The 19,492-nt window shown below is 41.9% G+C and carries 13 protein-coding genes; 8 read left to right on the top strand and 5 right to left on the bottom strand.

Annotated elements, in window-relative coordinates; genetic code table 11:
• Positions 1-175 precede the first annotated feature (175 nt).
• The 4 genes from dnaK (at position 176) to LEPTO7376_RS08025 (ending at position 5,083) form a co-directional block, all read left to right on the top strand.
• Positions 176-2,479 (top strand): molecular chaperone DnaK, encoded by a 2,304-nt coding sequence (dnaK, locus tag LEPTO7376_RS08040; protein WP_015133702.1) that lies wholly within the window; start codon positions 176-178, stop codon positions 2,477-2,479.
• Between the two features lie 98 nt (positions 2,480-2,577).
• Entirely contained in the window at positions 2,578-3,537 is a 960-nt protein-coding gene (locus LEPTO7376_RS08035; RefSeq protein WP_015133701.1) for a DnaJ C-terminal domain-containing protein, read from the top strand.
• A gap of 6 nt (positions 3,538-3,543) precedes the next feature.
• Positions 3,544-4,455: an RluA family pseudouridine synthase gene (locus tag LEPTO7376_RS08030; protein ID WP_015133700.1), complete on the top strand. Its 912-nt coding sequence runs from the start codon at positions 3,544-3,546 to the stop codon at positions 4,453-4,455.
• Between the two features lie 61 nt (positions 4,456-4,516).
• On the top strand, positions 4,517-5,083 hold the full coding sequence (locus tag LEPTO7376_RS08025; RefSeq protein WP_015133699.1) for a 2OG-Fe(II) oxygenase: 567 nt from the start codon (positions 4,517-4,519) through the stop codon (positions 5,081-5,083).
• A 28-nt stretch (positions 5,084-5,111) separates the two neighbouring features.
• Here LEPTO7376_RS08025 and LEPTO7376_RS28300 read toward each other — a convergent pair whose 3' ends face one another.
• Positions 5,112-7,556, bottom strand: a complete 2,445-nt coding sequence (locus LEPTO7376_RS28300) for an ATP-binding protein (protein WP_015133698.1) — start codon at positions 7,554-7,556, stop codon at positions 5,112-5,114.
• A gap of 609 nt (positions 7,557-8,165) precedes the next feature.
• The gene (locus LEPTO7376_RS08015) at positions 8,166-8,354 is read right to left on the bottom strand and encodes a HAMP domain-containing histidine kinase (protein WP_041763268.1); all 189 of its coding nucleotides are present in this window, start codon (positions 8,352-8,354) and stop codon (positions 8,166-8,168) included.
• Between the two features lie 360 nt (positions 8,355-8,714).
• Between LEPTO7376_RS08015 and LEPTO7376_RS08010 the strand changes: the two genes are divergently transcribed.
• Both LEPTO7376_RS08010 and LEPTO7376_RS24570 read left to right on the top strand, forming a co-directional pair.
• Positions 8,715-9,590, top strand: coding sequence for an S-methyl-5'-thioadenosine phosphorylase (locus LEPTO7376_RS08010; RefSeq protein ID WP_015133697.1), 876 nt, complete (start codon positions 8,715-8,717; stop codon positions 9,588-9,590).
• A gap of 321 nt (positions 9,591-9,911) precedes the next feature.
• Entirely contained in the window at positions 9,912-10,082 is a 171-nt protein-coding gene (locus tag LEPTO7376_RS24570) for a DUF4278 domain-containing protein (protein ID WP_015133696.1), read from the top strand.
• Positions 10,083-10,262: 180 nt separating this feature from the next.
• On the opposite strand, the gene LEPTO7376_RS08005 is transcribed toward LEPTO7376_RS24570, so the two are convergent.
• Positions 10,263-11,924 (bottom strand): iron uptake porin, encoded by a 1,662-nt coding sequence (locus LEPTO7376_RS08005; RefSeq protein WP_051188744.1) that lies wholly within the window; start codon positions 11,922-11,924, stop codon positions 10,263-10,265.
• A gap of 361 nt (positions 11,925-12,285) precedes the next feature.
• Here LEPTO7376_RS08005 and hflX point away from each other — a divergent pair, with 361 nt between their 5' ends.
• Complete coding sequence (gene hflX, locus LEPTO7376_RS08000; protein WP_015133694.1) at positions 12,286-13,986, top strand: GTPase HflX; 1,701 nt, start codon at positions 12,286-12,288, stop codon at positions 13,984-13,986.
• A gap of 101 nt (positions 13,987-14,087) precedes the next feature.
• Positions 14,088-14,504 (top strand): hypothetical protein, encoded by a 417-nt coding sequence (locus LEPTO7376_RS07995; protein WP_015133693.1) that lies wholly within the window; start codon positions 14,088-14,090, stop codon positions 14,502-14,504.
• A gap of 12 nt (positions 14,505-14,516) precedes the next feature.
• Here LEPTO7376_RS07995 and LEPTO7376_RS23380 read toward each other — a convergent pair whose 3' ends face one another.
• Positions 14,517-18,269, bottom strand: coding sequence for a chemotaxis protein CheB (locus tag LEPTO7376_RS23380; RefSeq protein ID WP_015133692.1), 3,753 nt, complete (start codon positions 18,267-18,269; stop codon positions 14,517-14,519).
• A gap of 775 nt (positions 18,270-19,044) precedes the next feature.
• Entirely contained in the window at positions 19,045-19,470 is a 426-nt protein-coding gene (ruvX, locus tag LEPTO7376_RS07985; protein ID WP_015133691.1) for a Holliday junction resolvase RuvX, read from the bottom strand.
• Positions 19,471-19,492 lie beyond the last annotated feature (22 nt).

Here is a 19,492-nt window from a genome sequence, read left to right as displayed (position 1 = left end):
AGAACCCCAAAGCCTGAGCCTTGATTCTCTCGAAATCAAATCCCCTTCTCGACTACTCGTTTTCACAAAAAAAACAGCCCCTCCGATAAAATAGAGAGCAAATATTGTTAACAATCGTGGCGCGGCCTAATATAAATAGAATTGTCGAGCCACACCAAGGAGAACAAGAAAGCGCATGGGTAGAGTAGTCGGCATCGATCTCGGAACCACGAATTCCGTCGTTGCAGTAATGGAAGGCAGCAAACCCATTGTTATTGCCAACTCAGAGGGAACGAGAACAACTCCTTCAGTTGTCGGCTTTAACAAAGACGGCGAACTTCTCGTCGGACAAATGGCGCGTCGGCAATCCGTCCTAAACCCCCAGAATACTTACTATGGCGTCAAACGCTTTATGGGTAGACGCTACGCAGAACTAAACTCCGATTCGAAGCAAGTCCCTTACACGATTCGTCGCACCGAAGAAGATGCGATTAAAATCCGCTGTCCTCGTCTGCGCCAAGAATTTGCTCCCGAAGAGATCTCCGCAAAAATTATCCGTCGCCTTGCTGACGAAGCAGAACGTTACCTAGGCGAAGAAGTTACGGGCGCAGTTATCACCGTGCCTGCTTATTTCAATGATTCCCAGCGCCAAGCGACCCGTGATGCTGGACGAATTGCAGGCTTAGAAGTTTTACGCATTCTCAATGAACCTACTGCCGCCGCCCTGGCCTATGGTTTAGAGCAAAAAGAAAGCTCTTCAATCCTTGTTTTTGACCTTGGTGGCGGTACGTTTGATGTCTCCGTCCTTGAAGTGGGTGATGGCGTCTTTGAAGTGAAATCGACCAGCGGTGATACCCAGCTTGGTGGTAACGACTTTGACCGCAAGATTGTCGATTGGCTTGCAGAACAATTTCTCGAAGCAGAAGATATTGATCTCCGTAAAGATCGTCAGTCATTACAACGTCTTACTGAAGCTGCCGAAAAAGCGAAGATTGAACTCTCTGGTGTCACAACTACTGAAATCAACTTACCCTTCATCACCGCAACTGAAGATGGCCCTAAGCATTTAGAAACCCAGCTTGATCGCGCAACTTTTGAAAGTTTGAGTGGTGAATTGGTTAGCCGTTTACGTCGTCCTATTAAGCGTGCCCTTCAGGATGCTGGCATTAGCCCAGTACAAATTCGGGAAGTGGTTCTCGTTGGTGGCTCTACTCGTATTCCGTTAGTGCAGGGATTAGTTCGTAGTTTTATTGACCGTGAACCCAACCAAAATGTGAACCCCGATGAAGTGGTTGCTGTGGGAGCAGCGATTCAAGCTGGCATTCTCGGTGGTGAAGTCAAAGATATTCTGTTGCTCGATGTGACACCCCTCTCCCTTGGGCTTGAGACGATTGGTGGGGTAATGAAAAAACTCATCCCCAGAAATACAACCATTCCGGTGCGGCGCTCGGATATTTTCTCGACAGGTGAGAACAATCAAACTGTTGTGGAAATCCATGTGATGCAAGGTGAGCGGGAGATGGCTCAGGGAAATAAATCCCTTGGTCGCTTTAAGCTGACGGGTATTCCACCCGCGCCACGGGGCGTGCCGCAAGTGCAGGTATCGTTTGATATTGATGCCAATGGTATTTTGCAAGTTGCCGCGCGCGATAAAACCACTGGTCGTGAGCAGAGCATTACAGTACAGGGTTCATCCACATTGACGGATGCGGAAGTGAACCGTATGATGCGCGATGCCGAGCAATTCTCGCGGGAAGATCGTGAGCGACGTGAAAAGGTTGAAAAGCGTAATCGGGCGAAGGCATTAACAGATCAAGCTTCGAGACGATTGAAAGAAGTGACGCTTGATTTTGGGAGTCAATTTGCGAGTTATTATCGCCGTCGCATTGAGAGTTTGTCCCAGGAAATTCTTGAGGGTCTTAAGCAAAATGATGATCGCCGCCTAGATCGGGCGCAGGCAGATCTACAGGATGCGTTATATGAGTTAAACCGCGAAGTGCGCATGCAATATGACGATGAGGATGAATCATTCTTCAGCACCATCAAGAAAACCTTTATTGGCGATGATGAAGACGATGATTATTACTACGATTCTCGTCAAGCTTCTCGACCCACTAGTGGTTATGGAGCTGGACGCGCTTATGATGCGCCACGTCAACCTCAACAAGATCGCGGTTATGAATATGATCGGCGTCAACCACCCCAAAGACAGCAGCCACCAGCACAGGATTATAACTATGGAGCCGCTAATCCTCCCCGCCAAAATTACAGCGGCAATCGACCGATGAATGATGGTGGCGCTGGATATGGCAATGGTTCAGCACCTCGTCGTCCAGAGGAACGTTCCCCTGAGCAGCGTCCACCCCGTCGTCGCCCACCACAGCCTTCAGCGAGAGATCCCTACGAACAGCGTAATGTTTCACGGAAGTATTACAGTGAAGGCAAAGGTCGGAACATTCCCTACGAAAATGATTGGGACGAAGATGATGAATGGTTCTAAAGGCTTGTTTTCGTAGTCAATTCCTGCATAATTAACAGAACGTATCCTGATCATGCGCCACTCTTTAAGGAGATCTGTCTCTACTCCGTCGCCTAAATATGAACAATTTGCGTAACTATTATGAAATTTTAGGCGTTCCTCGGAATGCTTCGAGTGATGAGATTAAGCGGGCATTTCGTCGGTTAGCACGTCGATATCATCCTGATGTCAATCCCGGTGATAAGGTTGCTGAGGAAAAATTTAAGGATATTAACGAAGCCTACGAAATTCTCTCAGATGATGGGCGGCGATCGCAGTATGACCAATTCAGTCGTGCGGTCAACAATAAATATACGCGTCCCGGTTTTAACCGGACTCAAAATCGTAATAAGCGAAACGATTTTAGCCAATTTGCAAATATTGGTAGCGTAAATCCTTTTGGGGATAAAAATCGCCAGTCTTCGCAACAAACCCAATCACGTACCCGCACAGGGAGCTATGACGATTACCGTGCTGGTACAACCAAAACCACGAAAGTTGCGACACCAAAATCACCTTCAAAGCGTGATGTTGAGGCTCGGTTAACGTTGCCACTTGAAAAGGCTTACCGAGGTGGTCGCGAGCGCATTCGTCTAGAAGATGGGCGATCGCTGGAAGTAGAGATGCCGCCTCATATGGTCGATGGTCAGCGCATTCGACTGCGAAATCAAGGCATTAATGGTGGTGATCTATATCTGAAAATCACAGTTGCTCGTCACCCATTTTTTGATATCCAAGGTGCAGATATTTATTGCCAGTTACCCTTGAGTCCAACGGAGGCAATCTTAGGGGGATCTATCGAGATTCCAACGATTGATGGACTAGTCAAAATGACTGTCCCGAATGGTGTGAAAGCCGGACAGAGATTGCGGTTGGCGAATAAAGGATATCCCCGCAGTTCGGGGAATCGTGGCGATCAGTTTGTGGAAGTGCAGATTGTGTTGCCTGCCGAAATTACTCCTGAAGAAAAAGCACTATACGAAAAATTGCGGGAAGTGGAAAGTTTTAATCCGCGCAAAGATATTTATCAGTACTCATAACCTTTAATGCTTAATCAAGGTTGGATTTATTATGATCGCCTGAAGCCAAAGGACATTGGGTTAAAGGTGTTAGATTTTTATACCCAAAATTATCGACACTCTACCCGTGAGGAATGGGGCGATCGCCTTTTAGCTCAGCAAATATTTGTGGATGGAGAACCTGCGCAACCCAACCAAATCCTCAAAAAAAATCAACGACTCGAATACCATCGTGCGCCATGGGACGAACCAGATGCACCTTTAGATTATGAAATTTTGCATGAAGAAGCAGATTTTTTGATCATTGATAAACCGTCTGGATTGCCTGTGTTACCCGGTGGTTTTTTTCTTGAAAATACGCTGTTGCACCAACTCCGCAAAAATTTTCCTGATGAAACCCCTATTCCAATTCATCGTTTAGGTCGGGGTACTTCTGGGCTCATGATTCTGGCGCGATCGCCTGTTGCAAAAAAAAATCTGAGCCAACAACTCCGCCTACACCAAATCAAAAAAATCTACCATGCATTGATTCTTGCAGGCGACTACCCTGACCATGTCACAATCACCACACCGATCGGCAAAGTCCCTCACCCTATCCTAGGCTCTATTCACGCAGCTCATCCAGAAGGGAAATATTCCCATAGCGAAATGACTGTGCTCAGACGTGAGCCCAAAACTTCACTTGTTGCCATGGATATTAAGACAGGGCGACCGCACCAAATTCGGATTCATGTAGCAGCGATTGGTTTTCCCTTGGTTGGAGATCCTTTGTATGACGTTGGTGGCATTCCGAAAATTCCTGCTGACCCAACTCAAACAGCATTACCCGGAGATCTTGGCTATTCTTTGCGTGCCATGGAACTCAAATTTCGACATCCGCAAACTTCTGAAATACAGCATTTTTACGGTAGAGAGAAGCCTTGGAATTGCATAAACTAAGCCAAGAAGATCAAACTCTGACTTTCTTGTAAATCACGATGATTCCCCTCTTCCTGACATCATGGAATTTCCTCTAGGCGTTAAATTTCGATATGAGTCTGTTCCATTGTTGTGGGAAATAAAAGAGGTTTATTCTAAAGCTGGATGTCAAAGATTTATTCGGAAAATTGAGAGCTCAAACCCTGCAATTGCGACTCGTAATCCGATGTTCCGCAATCAAGATCGAGTGATTTTTGATGATAAAAAAATTGCGGATGATTTATTCGAAAGAATTAAAGATTCTCTGCCTCAGCAAATTGATGATTTTTCTGTAAGTCGTCTCAATGAAAGACTCAGATGCTATCGATATAACATCGGTCAAAAGTTTGAACCGCATATGGATCATTGGTATCAAGCTAATGATCGAGAAATATCTTTGTTTTCAGTGCTGGTTTATTTCAATAGTGATTTTGAGGGCGGCGAAACCAGATTTATGGAGCAGTTAAATGCCGTTATCAAACCAGAAATTGGCAAGGTTGCAGTCTTCCAACATAAGCTTCGTCATGAAGGTTGCGAAGTTCTACAGGGAATAAAATATGCGATGCGAACAGACGTGATGTACGTCAAAAATCAACTCGTGAAAAGTTGAGAAAGATCTTCTGATTTCTCTTTGTAAATTAAAGTGGGAGTGTGATTTTGAAGATACTACCTTGGCCGATTCTGGAGGTATTAGTCAGGGTTCCCCCATGTTTTTCAGTGATGATTTGGTTGGCGATCGCCATGCCGAGTCCAGTGCCTTTACCTATTGCTTTAGTGGTAAATCCTTGTTCAAACATCCGCGCTGCTGTCTCTGTTGACATGCCACAACCGTTATCTTCAATTTGAATAGTGACCTGCTGCTCAAGCAGTTGGGTTTGAATAATAATTACATTGGGATTGGCTGCGATTTCCTGGTAGGTTTTACCCTGATTGGTCTCTTCAAGAGCATCAATGGCATTGGCCAAAATGTTCATGAATACTTGATTTAACTGGCCCGGAAAACAAGCAACCTCGGGTAGTTCTCCATAGTCAGTAACCACTTCAATGGCCGGTCTTGTTTCATTTGCTTTAAGACGATGACGCAAGATGAGGACGGTGCTATCGATACCATCATGAAGGTTGAAAAATTGTTTCTGGTCTGTATCGGCACGAGAAAAAGTTCGTAGACTTTGGCTAATTAACTTAATTCGTTGTCCCCCATCTTTCATGGCATGGATCAATTTAGATAGATCCTTTTTCACAAAGTCGAGATCAATGATATCTAGCTCTTCTTCAATGGTTTCACTCGGTTTAGGCCACTCTTGGGCATAGAGATCTAACAATTTCAGTAAGTCACTAATGTAATCCTGAATTGCTCCCACATTGCCGATAATGCATCCTATAGGATTATTAATCTCATGAGCAACGCCAGCCACTAAATTCCCCAGTGCTGACATCTTCTCACTCTGCACAATGTGTAGCTGAGTCTGCTCTACTTTTGCGAGAGCCTCTTGACGATCTCTCAAGGCTACTTGTAATTCGGTAGTCCGTTGTTGTACACGATTTTCTAACGTTTTATTCGTATCCTTAATTTCATCAAACTGTTGTTCGAGCGTAGCTGTCATTTGCATAAAGTTAGTAATGAGCAGATTGATTTCTTTGAGATAACTACGAGGCCATTCAAGTACCCTCTTCTCTATGATTTTTTTCGGTAAGTTTGTCGTCATATCGGTCAGTCTTAAAATAGGATCGACAATTCTCTGGCTAATCTTTTGTGCTAATAAAATAGCCCCTAAAATAATGGCGAGCATGATCGACATTTCCCGTACGTAGATAGCCTGTAGATTATCTATATAAGGAGCTGCTGACACCTCCAAAATAATTGTGAAAGGAAAATTACTTAAGGTCGTTTGTTGAATATAGAATGAATTCCTCCATAACTTTATTAAGGGCATATCCGTATTCGGTAGCCAGTGGTAGAATTCAGACTTTTGACTGTTATTAGTGCTAGGCTTGACTCGATCAAATAAACCTCCGGTTTTGAGATCAGACCGAAAACTGCTCAATACTGTTTTATTCTCATCTACTAGAGTTATCTTGATATCGCTATGTTTAGTATGTTTATTTAAATAGGCTTTGATTGAATCAAGAGAATACTGGAGCTGTATTACCTCTTTTAACTGTCCTTGCTCATAGATTGGCATCTGGTTAATGATTTCAATATCAGTTTTTTCTGTGCCATCTCTTTTTGTCTGTTCACTCCAATCTAAAAATAAAGAGTCTGTGTTTTTTAATGCAGTCTCTTTATTGATTTGAAGTTCTACTGTTTGAGGCTTAATAGATTGAATTAGGTTTATTCTTTCAGTCTGATTCAAGTCGTATTTTGAATCGGTTAAGATACTTGATATTTGGCTTAGCAGAAATTTTCTATTGGAATCAAAATCTTGTAATTCTTCCGTTACCTGTGCTGAAACTAACTGTAATTTTTCAGGGATTTCTGTTTGAATATTTGCCATCACTTGACGACTATATACAATCATTAAGATCTGAGCAGGCAAAATAATACAGCAAACTAATAGGCTAAGTAATTGATGCTGAAATCGAATTTTTTTAGGCTCAGTCCCAGTAAATAAATAAGAATTTAAAGGTGTATACGTTAAAAGGAGACTGGCTATCAGAGCATTGAAAATTCCATTGATAGCCTGTTTGAGCATAATTAGCAAAACAGATTGGGTAGAGATTTTGATAATTAGCCCATAGAATATTAAGACTAAGGGGATGCCAATACAAATCCAATATAGGCTATCAATGAGAAGTAGATTTTTTTCTTTTTTTTGATTTTTTATACCGATAAAGAATGCTTCTAGCGTGAAGATAATGACAGCATAGGGATGTCCCCAGAGTGCAATAGTGTGAAGGCTCACTATAAAGGTGCTAAGACACCCCCAAGTCACACCATATACTTGAGTGATGAGCAGTGTAAAAATACTACCAAAGATAAAGTCAACGCCAAAAAATAGAGGCATGTTAATAACATTGCCTAAATATCCTAATAATATGAATATTGCTAATTTAAATAGAGGTTCACTTTTCCAAGACATCATATTATGTAAATTGGTCTATAGGATATTTATGAGAGTGACTCAAGAGAGAGTGTTTTTCTTGAAATAGAGTGCTCAAATTTTAGGTGACTTCACGATTTTCTTTAGTTAAGCAGTTAAGTTTGGCTTCTTCTAGAAACATTTTGTTCAATAGGTAAATAATTACAATCCCAATACCTTGCTTTGCTTACGAAACTGCCTCCAAGAGGGTTGGTTATGATTTGATTGAAGATCGTCATTCTTAGCTGGCTGGACTTTGGACAAAGGATAGGTTGGACTCGATGTAAATAACAGTTCTCTGGCGTTTCCCCTCCCTATAGAACCTTTTTTTGAATTTCGTCGAGGTTTGAATTTTTGGGTCAGTTGCTCAGACCTTCATGAAATTACTCGATCCATTTTTGTAGAGGGAAAAAATGTAGTTTTATCCCTTATGTCGTAAGGATTCTAGAGATCTAAAGTATTAGAACTGACTTTTTCGGTTTTGTCCAAAATCCAGTAGCTTAGTGTATTTCCCGAAACTTTTTATCGTAAATCCTTGCTCACAGATCTATGCTACTCTATCCGTATTTTATCTAAAATATTAGTTGTCTTTCCTCAATTTTTATAAGCGCTTTAAATAGAAAGATAAATGTAAAACTCTGCACCCTGGCCTACTTCAGACTGAACCTTCAGACTGCTACTGTGAGTTTCCACTACGATTTGCTTGGTGATCGCCCCATAAACAAGAGTGCGTGTCCCTTGGTAGATTGTTTCAACAAAGATATAACCTGCGAAGTGAGAGAATGTGGTTTGGTTGACCATGGGAACTTCAAGGATCAAAGAGATGCTTATTCACCTCAACAAACGAGTAAAAACGGACTGAAAACGTATATGATGCTCACTTTTTCTTCATTCAGGTTGCTATAAGCCAAATCCGACAATAGATACAGCGTACACAAATATTTTTTTTGATGTTAACGGCTAAAACGCAGTTGAATTCTACACATTGAGTTATTTAGGAGTATACTCTCAGCTCCCTTTGTGACGATCTATGAAAGTTTGCTGGGCGAGCACTACTCCTAATTTTCCAAATGTCGATGTTTATTCAGAATATGAGTCATTCTGAAAAGTTCTAATAAGATAAAGAGCGAACTTTAATACCTATCAACGCATTTAACTTTTATGGCAGACATCAAAATTGGGATTATCGGTGGCAGCGGACTATATAAAATGGATGCGTTGCAAGATGTGAAAGAGATTGCTGTCAAAACACCCTTCGGTGATCCGAGTGACAAATTTGTGACAGGAACCCTCGATGGCACGCCCGTTGTTTTTTTGCCTCGCCATGGTCGCGGTCATCATCTTTTACCTACAGAGTTGCCCTTTCGTGCCAATATCTATGCCCTGAAAACCCTCGGTGTTGAATACATCATTTCGGCATCAGCGGTGGGCTCTCTAAAAGCAGAATGTAAGCCTGTGGATATGGTGATTCCGGATCAGTTTATTGATCGCACTCGCCATCGCACCGATACTTTTTTTGGGGAAGGGATTGTGGCTCATATTGCTTTTGGTGATCCGATTTGTCCGAATCTTGCTCAAGTTTTAGGGGATGCCGTCGCCGAATCTAATCTGGAAGGTGTCGATTTACATCGAGGTGGTACATACATTTGTATGGAAGGCCCTGCTTTTTCGACTAAGGCGGAATCTAACCTTTATCGGAGCTGGGGGGCAAGCATTATCGGTATGACCAATCTCCAAGAGGCAAAGCTGGCGCGAGAAGCAGAGATTGCCTATGCTACTCTTGCTTTGGTGACAGATTATGATTGTTGGCATCCTGATCACGATAATGTGACAGTCGAAATGGTGATTGGTAATCTCCAGAAAAATGCGACTAATGCTCAAAAAGTGATTCGTTCAGTAGTGGCAAAATTAGCCGCAAATCCGCCTGAGTCTGTTGCCCATGATGCCTTGAAGTATGCAATTCTTACGCCAAAAGATCATGTGCCTGACGCCACGAAGACAAAATTAGCAGCGATTCTCAGTAAATATTTTAAGTAAATGGCATTTAATGCTGACAGACTAAGACGAAAGATACGCGTATTCACCCATGCCATCTGTGGGATAAGCTCGAGATAATGTAGTTAAGAAAAAAAATTGTTGCTCCAGAGCCACCAACCGTCATTGTGATCGATGTTTGGGGCTTTTTTTTGCTCATTTTTATTACTCTTTTTATCTGGCATTGTGAACTGGGAATAGACGGCTCTTAATCTGTCACAGCTTGGCAATCTACTTTTTGTAATCAGGACATACTAAAGACATAGAGAAAAAGGATACAAATTCTTTTCGCTATCACAACAATTTCTTTCTTAGATAAAAACAATGACAACTTTAAAATTTCGTGGCTCGAGCTTTTCTCTTCCATCCATGCATCTGTCTACACCGACAGATGGCAGAGTGATTAAGTATCGAGGTCATGAATGTCCAGCTCATCAGGCGATCGCCAAGACATCTGTCACAAAAGGTCTGAAATATCGCGGTATTTCTTACTAAAGACGAAATAAAGATTTGATTTAGGCATCTACCTTCAACAAGTTTGGGGTTTTAAGGCTTCTCAGAAATGGGAAGTCTTTTTTTGATCAAGAATAATCAATGAGAATAATTGGCGATCGCCTCCTCGTGAGCAATGAATATCACGAGGCGATCGCCATCCAATTTGGAATTCCCCAAAAATTAGAACTTAAACGTTGTTCGGAGGGTGAGAATATGAGCTCCCGCATCAATTTGATTTGGCGCAGAATAGAAAATCATACCTGGCGTAATCGAAATAAACTCATTAACCGGATAACGATAAAACACCTCAAAATGGTAAGGCACAATATCATTGCGGAACGTTAACGTCGGACTATCAAACCCTGCAACATAAGGTTGCGCCCCAGCAAAAAGACCCAGTAACCCGCCTTCCTTAAACAAATTTGGAAAAGCTAAACCTAGTCCATAAGTCCAGCTCTCATAATCCCCAGCATTACGACTCCCTAAAACATCACCATTCGTATAGGTCAAAAAGCCACTGAAAGAGACTGCATCAGAAGGTTGCCAAGCCATTGCCATACCATAAGAATTCGTGATTTTAGGAGAGCCAGCCCCAGCTGCTCCAGAATTTGCCAATTGTGTACCGACAACGCCTTGATTGCCCAAACCACCCATATCAAAAACAGCCGTATTACTTGGATGATAGGCATGGTTATAAGTGAGGCCAAAAGCAAGACGGTTGTTAATCCGAAAATCTGTTTGTAGAAGCAGTGAGTAATCTCCCTCAAACAACCCAAAACGATTTTGAAATCCTTGAGGCGCTAAATAACCCGCCGAAAAAGTTGCTGTCTCAAAAATTGACTCAAAAAACTTGAGATCATAATTGATGCCAACACCAGAGCCACCACCGATACGATAAATCGGATTATTTGACGCAAATAAAGAGAGAGCACCATTGCCGCCATCATAGTCTTCGAAATAGGGATTTAAAGTCGGAACAAAGTCGCTCCAGATTCCTCCAGCCCCAAAAACATGAACCTTCGCAGCATCACTTACCGGAAAAGAATAAGCAACAGTGAAATTTTGAGTTTTAAAAGTTGCTGTATTTGCACCCAGATTAAAGGTCTGAGTCGTTTCTCCTGTGATCGCTTCACCATTAGGGATACCTCGCCCCGTTAACTCATTAGCATCATCAAACATTGCTAAATTACTGGTGGTGATACGAATAAGGAGTTTGTCTTCACCAGAAAAACTTGTATTTAAAGTGACCCTACCACGGCTCCCAAATACAGCTTCTGCATCATCATTATCCGTAAGGCCAAGGAGATCTGAGCCATTGGCTGTCCCTCTTGACAAGAGTCTTGGAGACTTGTCGATAGACAGATTACTATAAGCGAAAATTGCTTCTCCGATAAATTTTGTGGTGGTTGAAAAAGCATTGTTTTCTAGCTCTTGAACACGTTCTTGAAGTTTTTCTAGTTCATCACCAGTAATGACAAGAGTTGCTTGGGTATTATTAAAAGTATTTTGTAATATCGGCCAACGATTGACATTGTTGGCATCAGAATATTTATCTGGGAGATCTCGATCTACTGCTTGAATACAATTATTTAAAGCTTGGGTAAACTCATTTCTGGAGGTTAATTGAGTTTCGTCTACATTATTTTCCCAGATATTTTCAAGGCATGAGTTTTGATCGATGAAATCCTGTAGCATCTCTGCTGTCCAAGTTTCAAAAGGTTCTTGGTATGGTGTCTGTGAGTATTGGTTTTCAACCAAGAGATGATTCTCTATCTTGGTAGCTATAGGGATATCTTCAGTTAATTTTTGATCTTCGACTTCAGCTTTAACACCATAAGGCATTATTAAATAGGACGAATACAATACAAGAACAAGTTTGAATATTGCATTTTTTCGTACCGCAGTAAGTTTCATAGTCGAGTTGGATAATTGACAATTAATATCAGCAAGAAATTGAGGCTAAAATATTTTTTGTAGGCTAATGAGCCTGATGCAAAGATAATTCGTATTTAGAGTCATTCTAGAGATATCTGCTAGTTATTAAAAATGAGTTGTCTAGCATTTTTAGATATGTAGAAAGAAACTTAATGAAAAGGCTGATAGAAGATTAAGGAAGTTTGGATTTATTTGAACTCAGAGAATAATCGTTATAGTTTGCTTGACGAACCTAGCGACATTCGTCACCATGTTGTAACAGTAGAATTTGCGCGAAACGCCTATTAATACAAGTATCTACGGCAGCCTTAAAGGTCTCAAAAGTAGCCAACTCAAACAACTCCAGCGGCTATATCAGCAATCTGTGCCGAGCGATCGCCTGACAACGCCAGAATTAGCTCAGCGTATCGCGGCCTTGAGTACAGATCTCAACCAGTCTGTGTGTGTTTATCTCAACCGACGCGGCAAGGTGATTCGAGTAGGGGTCGGTTCACCACGACAAACCCAGATTCCTGCGATTGAACTGCCTCGTTATGGTGCGGAACGTTTATCCGGGATTCGTTGCTTGGCTGCCACGCCGAAAGATGTACCGCCAAAAGAATCCAGCTTGACAGCGATGGTATTGCAACGATTGGATGCGTTGGTCACGTTCACTTTGACGCAAACGGGTACAACAAAACGTGGGCGTGGTGCGACGGGCTATGTAAAAAATGGTTATGTGGCGCATCTTTTACCGCAAACTCATCCATCCCATGAGTATTGGGAGGTTTCTGATGCGGAACCTCTAGAGGCGATCGCCGAACAGGATTTTCTCGATCTAGTTGAAGGCTTAGAGGAAGAATTTCGCCGAGAATTTACCGCCCAGAAAGTTGACCAAACCCATGACCGCGTCATTCTGGTGGGGTTACAGACGGATGGTATTAAAGACCAGCGTTTTACTGATGGCCTTACGGAATTAGCGCGTCTCGTGGATACTGCTGGCGGAGAAGTGCTTTTGACCATGGAGCAGCGGCGATCGCATCCTCATCCCCAAACCTTAGTTGGTTCCGGTAAGGTTGATGACATTGCTCTCCAGATTCAAACCCTTGGCGCTAGTCTCGTGGTATTTGATCAAGATTTATCTCCGGCTCAGAGTCGTAATCTCGAACGAAAATTTGGTGTCAAAGTCTGCGATCGCACCGAGGTGATTCTCGATATTTTTGCCCAGCGTGCCCAGTCCCGTGCCGGAAAATTGCAGGTGGAGTTGGCGCAGCTCGAATATATGTTGCCCCGCTTAACCGGTCGCGGTCAGGCGATGTCCCGTTTAGGTGGTGGTATTGGTACGCGAGGCCCCGGTGAAACAAAACTCGAAACGGAACGCCGTACTATTCAAAATCGTTTAAGTCGCCTCCAAAAAGAAGTTGATCAATTGCAAGCCCATCGCTCACGTATGCGCAACCAGCGGCAGCGACAGGATGTCCCCACTTTTTCGATTGTTGGTTATACCAATGCCGGGAAGTCAACTCTCATTAATGCCCTCACCAATGCTGAGGTGTACGCGGCAGATCAACTATTTGCGACTCTCGATCCAACGACTCGTCGCTTAACGTTGACCGATGATGACCATCAGGCGAGAACCATTTTGCTGACGGACACTGTGGGTTTTATCCATGAATTGCCCCCAGCATTGGTTGATGCCTTTCGGGCTACTTTGGAGGAAGTGACGGAAGCTGATGCGTTGATCCATGTGATTGATTTGTCACACCCAGCTTGGCAACATCAATTGCATTCGGTCGAAAAAATTCTTGAGGAAATGCCGATTATGCCGGCCCAAGCGCTACTGGTTTTCAACAAACTCGATCAAGTACCCAGCGAAGCTCTAGACACAGCGAAAACTCTTTACCCTCACGCCATCTTTATTTCGGCGGGCGATCGCCTGGGCTTTGAGACCTTGCGCCAAAGATTAACGCAAATGTTAAAACATCTCTAAAACATTAAAGTTTGCGTAGATCTGTAAAGAAACTAGCAAACGACATCGAAATCATCGATTAGCGTAGAAACATATGCAGTTTGCCCTAAGGAGGTTTAGAATTGAACGCCGCAGAACGAGCTTTAGGAGTTGATGTTGCAACAAAAATAGCCTCTGTTGTAAATCTCTTTCGTAATGAATTTCCAGATGCCAAGGCTGATTTGAAGCCGTGGCGTAATGACCCTGATACCCGCGAATGGATGGATCCAGATTCTATTGATATCGGCTTTCATTTACCCGGTTGGAGCCCTCGATTTCAGAGCCGCAGTATGCTTGTGCAAATTCGTTTTTTTACTGATCCTCTCGAAGAAGCCCAAAGATTTATTGGTATTGAAACTGCTGGTTTTAACCACGAAGGCGAAGCTTGGCGACTGTCTACCATTGCCCAATGGCAACTGGTGGGCAACTACGAACCGGCTAAAGATGTGCGCGATCGCCTCCAGCGTTTTTCTGAAAAAGCATTTGAATTATTTTCCTAAGTTCTCAGCGACTTAGACTGAAGAAAAGATTTTTCTCAAGATCTTTAGGATCGATTTGCTCTTAAAAGGCTTACGGATGAATCCTGAAATATGAGGGGTAACTTCCGCAGGAATATCTCCAGTATGAGCGGTCAAAATAATGATGGGAATATCTTTGAGTTCCGACATCTTTTTCATACGGGCGATCGCCTCTGCTCCGTTCAGGATTGGCATCAGTAGATCTAATAAAATTACATCTGGCTTATGTTTTAAAGCCATTGTTATTCCTTCTTGTCCATCTTCCGCTTCAAAAAAAGAATGCTTAGTTTGATCAAATATTGATTTAAGTAAAAGACGATTGGTTATATTGTCATCCACACATAGAATCTTAATCTGTGGCAAATCATTCAGTTGCTGTAAATAATTAGCGATCGGTGAAATACTTTTTTCTTTGCTTTGTCCCGAATTTATTGTGTTTGAAAAAGTGATATTGGAGAAAACTAAAGTAAATTTAGAACCCCGATCAACCTCACTATCTAAACAGATAATACCGTTTAACATTTCGGTGAGACGACTGGTTATATGTAGTCCTAAGCCAGTGCCACCATAATTTCTTGTACTTTGTCCTTCGCGCTGGGTAAAGGCTTCAAAAATACGCTCTTGATCTGAGACTGGAATCCCTATACCTGTATCAGCGATCTCAAGTTTGAGGTTGCTATCTTCTGAGCTCACATTATGAATAGATGCAGTGACCTGAACTGAGCCTTGGTTGGTGAATTTAATCGCATTGCTAATGAGATTAAATAAAATTTGTCGCAGTCGAACTTCATCAAAGACAACGAACTCTGGAGTGGATTCTTCGACAACCATCGAAAATTCCAAGCCCTTTTGGTTGGTTTTTGGGATGAACATTTTCTCCATATCTGCGAAGAGTTGAGGCAAGCTAAAAGTCTCATATTTGAGTCTTAGTTTCCCTGCTTCAATTTTAGAAAGATCAAGGATATCATTGAGAATAACCAATAGAGAATCGGCACTGGAGTAAATAATCTGTAGATATTCGGCTGTATCTGGATGATCTTTTAGTTCTTCCTGTAGGAGTTCTGTAAAGCCAAGAATTGCAGTCATTGGTGTGCGAATTTCATGGCTCATATTTGCTAAAAATTCATCTTTAGCAATATTGGCAGCCTGGGTTTTTTGGGAGATTTCTGTAAGGGTGACATTTTGTTGGGCTAATTTTTTTTGCTGCTCTTTTTCTGCGGTGATGTCATAGCTTACGCCTGCTAGTCCAATCACACGATTTTCTGAATCCATTAATGGTTCTAGGCGGAGATCAAAGTGGCGTTGACATCCATCAATATTGATCGCAATTTGTAAAGAATCACCTTGTTCGGAATCCAGAATTTTTTGTTTGTGGGTGATGAGTTGTGTAGCGATCGCCTCAGAATATAAATCCGAATCTAATCTGCCGAGAATATCTTTTGCTTTGAAAATTGTGGGGTTATAAACCCAGGTGTAGCGTAGATCAAGATCTTGGGTAAATACTGTGATGTCAGACTGATCGATAGTTAAACGGAAAAGTGATTCTTGCTTTCGGAGGTCTGCTTCCGCAGCTTTGCGAGCGCTGATATCGAGTAAAAAGCCGACATACTCTAAAGGCTGTCCATCGTCATCTCGGATTAATTTGAGATTGGCGGCGAGCCATTTATTCTTGCCCGATGCACAACGAAAACGGTACTCATGTTCAATGTGATTGAGGGGAGATTTTCGATGGAAAGAATCAATAACAGTTTGTTGATCTTGGGTTGCAATATGGTTGAACCACATATCGGGATCTTGGAAAAAGCGATCGCCCTCAAATCCCACTAAATCCAGAATATTTTGACTAATAAAATTAAATCGATATACAATTGTCGGTTGACAAGTGAAAATCACACCAGGGCAAGCATTTTGTAAATACTTTAAACGTCCTTCACGTTCTTGAATTGTTTTTTTCGCTTGCACCAAATCCGTAATTTCTGTAACGACAACACCCACACCGCAATCGCCATTTTGGAACGTCACAGGATAATAGTTGGCCAGCCAATCCCGCTCGATGTGTGGATCTGCTGGTGTTATCCCATGAATTGACACATTAAATAATCCTTCTCCTGTCTGGATGACCTGCGTTAGCAGCGCTTCAACTTGATCGCCAATTGCCGGTAAGATTTCCCTCGGCGTTTTGCCAATATGTGCTGAAATGGAAACCCCATCAATGTCTGCAACCTCTTGATTGAGACGCAGCCAACGAAGATTCTGGTCAAACAACGCTAATCCGACAGGCGCATTGCGATATAAAAACTCTAGAAAATTATTGCTGTCAGCAAGGCGAGTTTGGATATTTTTAAGTTCACTGATATCGACAAAGCTCAAAACAATGCCGTCACATTCTCCGAGGTGGGTTATGTAGGGATGTATGCGCATCAAGAGATGAATATTCGGGCGATCGCGCAATGTGACTTCTGATTCTAAGGGCTGTTCTGTCTCTAAAACTGTTAATAAAGGCTTAGTCAGATCCTGAAAATCTAAGTTATGGGTGATGTGATTGAGTGGACGATGGATATCTGTCTCCCGCAAATTAATGGCGAGCGTTGCTGTATGGGTAAACTTTCGGATACATAACTCGCTGTCGAGGAAAACAACCCCTATATATGTACTGCGTAGGACATTATTAATGTCTCCACTCAACTCCGTTAGTTCCGCAATTGTATCTTGGTATTCTGCATTGACCGTGTTGAGCTCTGCGTTAACAGAGAGGAGTTCCTCATTGGTATTTTGCAGCTTTTCATTAGATGCCAGTAATGCTTCTTTCGTTGCCTGCCATTCTTTATTTGTCGCTTCTAACTCTTGAATGGCTGTTTGAAGATTTTTACGAGTTTGTTGGAGTTCATCCTCCAAGCGGAATATCTGCAAGTCATTTTTCAAAAAGATTTTTTCCTCATGAGAAATCGTTAGAAAATTGAGATAGCTTGTTAGGTCTTTGGAACCAGCTAATGATGCACGGCGGTAAATAAGATGCGACAAAGTGCTGATTTTGTAATCAGAAATCTCTAAATCTTCTGATTCTTGTAGGAGAGTAATAATGTCTTGGACTCGTTCAACATTGAGATGTCTCTCTCCCAAAGATGCTTTAGTAATATCTATTTTGCCCAACGACACATAATCATAAATCACTTGAGCTAACTGTTGAGTCGGTAATACTTGATCAACTAATCCTTTGGCGATCGCACTTTGGGGCATGTCATCAAATTCTGCTGATGTCGGCGATTGCACCAAACTCATCCCCCCTTGATTATGGATACTTTCCAAGCCTTCAGTGCCATCATTACCTGTCCCAGAGAGCACAACACCGATCGCCTTTTCGCGACAATTTTTAGCTAAGGAATGAAAAAATTCATTGATCGGAAAGTTTTGGGAGGAATGAAGATTAGAGTCTTGCTCCACTAAATATAAGTGGCGATCGCGCAACGTTAAATTATTGCGAGGCGAAATCAAATACACATGATTTGGCTCCAATGCCATACCATTCTCAACCTGATGCACCATCATCTGTGTCTGCCGTTCTAAAAGCTCTTTCATTAAGCTCTTAAAATCAGGCGATAAATGTTGCACAACGACAAAAGCTGCCCCACTATCATTGGGCATGTGTTCAAAAAACTCTTCTAATGTCCGCAAACCACCAGCAGATGATCCGATCCCAACTACATGGAAATTTTCCCTTGATTTGTGAAACTGATCAGTTAGCGACATAAAATATGGCTTTCATGAAAAAGATTTATCCTTAACGACTAAACCATTTCTTCAAACAAATTGATGAGAAATATTTAAGGAGATAATTGGTCTGACATCTCAGTGAATAATATCGGCTTTTTTTATGCTTGTCATCGGCTGAATATTAAGTTATTAAAATCCTGTTTCTTCCCAAAAAAGTTTGTAGCATTTACTTTGTTTGAAAATAATTCAATATCACTTTGAATCATTAAGATTACTCATCAAAAATTCAAGTGTGATTATTCTTTTTTTGATCTGTGATAATGACACTTAAATCTTTTCGTGTCTTATCTGCTGATGATTGAGTGCATCTTTTAACGATTGGACGTGATTCGTATTGCGCTCTAAATCTGAAAATTGTGTGTTTTAGAATGTTGCATGATCCTAAAATACTGGAGCAAAATAGAGAAAATAGACTCTGAAGATAAGGACTCGTATCATATTTTGTCTCTATTTACATCTTAGTTAGGATAGTGAGTTTCTACCAATAAGCCAAATCGCCTAACTTTTTGTCTGGAGAGAGTGTTGGTGTTCATTTGATACTTCTGAGCAAGCCAAAGTAGCGCTGTTCTATTTTTTTGAGATCAGCCTGATCACTGAAGTGTTAGTGTCTGTTTGAAAGGCCTGAATTTAAAGTTAGAGCTATGCTTTTTAAACAAAAAATTGCCTTCAGGCTATATTTCTACTATGAAATAAAATAATTGATAAGTCAGAATCAAACGAATTGAAAAGAATGCTAATTGGCAAGCTGAAATTATGAATTTTCAGCGCGAGAGTCTAACCATTGCTGCAGAATAATTTTTGCTGCAAGTTGATCAACTAAGCCTTTATTGTTGCGGTCATATTTTTTCTTTGCTTTCAGCTGTGTTTCAGCCTCCACGGACGTTAAACGTTCATCGACATATTCTATGGGTAGCTCAAAGTGACGACTGAGTTTTCTTGCAAATTTTTGGGTGGCTTTAGCTTGTTTTCCTAGGGTGCCATCCATTTGATAAGGCAATCCCACCACCAATATTTTAATTTGACGAGCCTCAATAAGTTTGGCGATCGCCTCTAGGTCTGCTTCAATCGTTGTCCGATTAATTGTGGTTAAGGCAGTTGTGAATAAGCCCAAGCCGTCGCATCCGGCTACACCAATGCGTTTACGACCAATATCTAACCCCAGTGCGGCGATCGCCATATTACTCAGCTATTTCCTCACA

It is taken from the genome of [Leptolyngbya] sp. PCC 7376, from assembly GCF_000316605.1.
Classification (GTDB): Bacteria; Cyanobacteriota; Cyanobacteriia; order Cyanobacteriales; family MRBY01; genus MRBY01.
This window is presented reverse-complemented; position numbering and strand designations above follow the sequence as displayed.

Bases quoted from the DNA above. Each gene is read 5' to 3' on its own strand.
- dnaK (WP_015133702.1), top strand. From the start codon at position 176: ATGGGTAGAGTAGTCGGCATCGATCTCGGAACCACGAATTCCGTCGTT.
- LEPTO7376_RS08035 (WP_015133701.1), top strand. From the start codon at position 2,578: ATGAACAATTTGCGTAACTATTATGAAATTTTAGGCGTTCCTCGGAAT.
- LEPTO7376_RS08030 (WP_015133700.1), top strand. From the start codon at position 3,544: ATGCTTAATCAAGGTTGGATTTATTATGATCGCCTGAAGCCAAAGGAC.
- LEPTO7376_RS08025 (WP_015133699.1), top strand. From the start codon at position 4,517: ATGGAATTTCCTCTAGGCGTTAAATTTCGATATGAGTCTGTTCCATTG.
- LEPTO7376_RS28300 (WP_015133698.1), bottom strand. From the start codon at position 7,556: ATGATGTCTTGGAAAAGTGAACCTCTATTTAAATTAGCAATATTCATA.
- LEPTO7376_RS08015 (WP_041763268.1), bottom strand. From the start codon at position 8,354: ATGGTCAACCAAACCACATTCTCTCACTTCGCAGGTTATATCTTTGTT.
- LEPTO7376_RS08010 (WP_015133697.1), top strand. From the start codon at position 8,715: ATGGCAGACATCAAAATTGGGATTATCGGTGGCAGCGGACTATATAAA.
- LEPTO7376_RS24570 (WP_015133696.1), top strand. From the start codon at position 9,912: ATGACAACTTTAAAATTTCGTGGCTCGAGCTTTTCTCTTCCATCCATG.
- LEPTO7376_RS08005 (WP_051188744.1), bottom strand. From the start codon at position 11,924: ATGCCTTATGGTGTTAAAGCTGAAGTCGAAGATCAAAAATTAACTGAA.
- LEPTO7376_RS23380 (WP_015133692.1), bottom strand. From the start codon at position 18,269: ATGTCGCTAACTGATCAGTTTCACAAATCAAGGGAAAATTTCCATGTA.
- ruvX (WP_015133691.1), bottom strand. From the start codon at position 19,470: ATGGCGATCGCCGCACTGGGGTTAGATATTGGTCGTAAACGCATTGGT.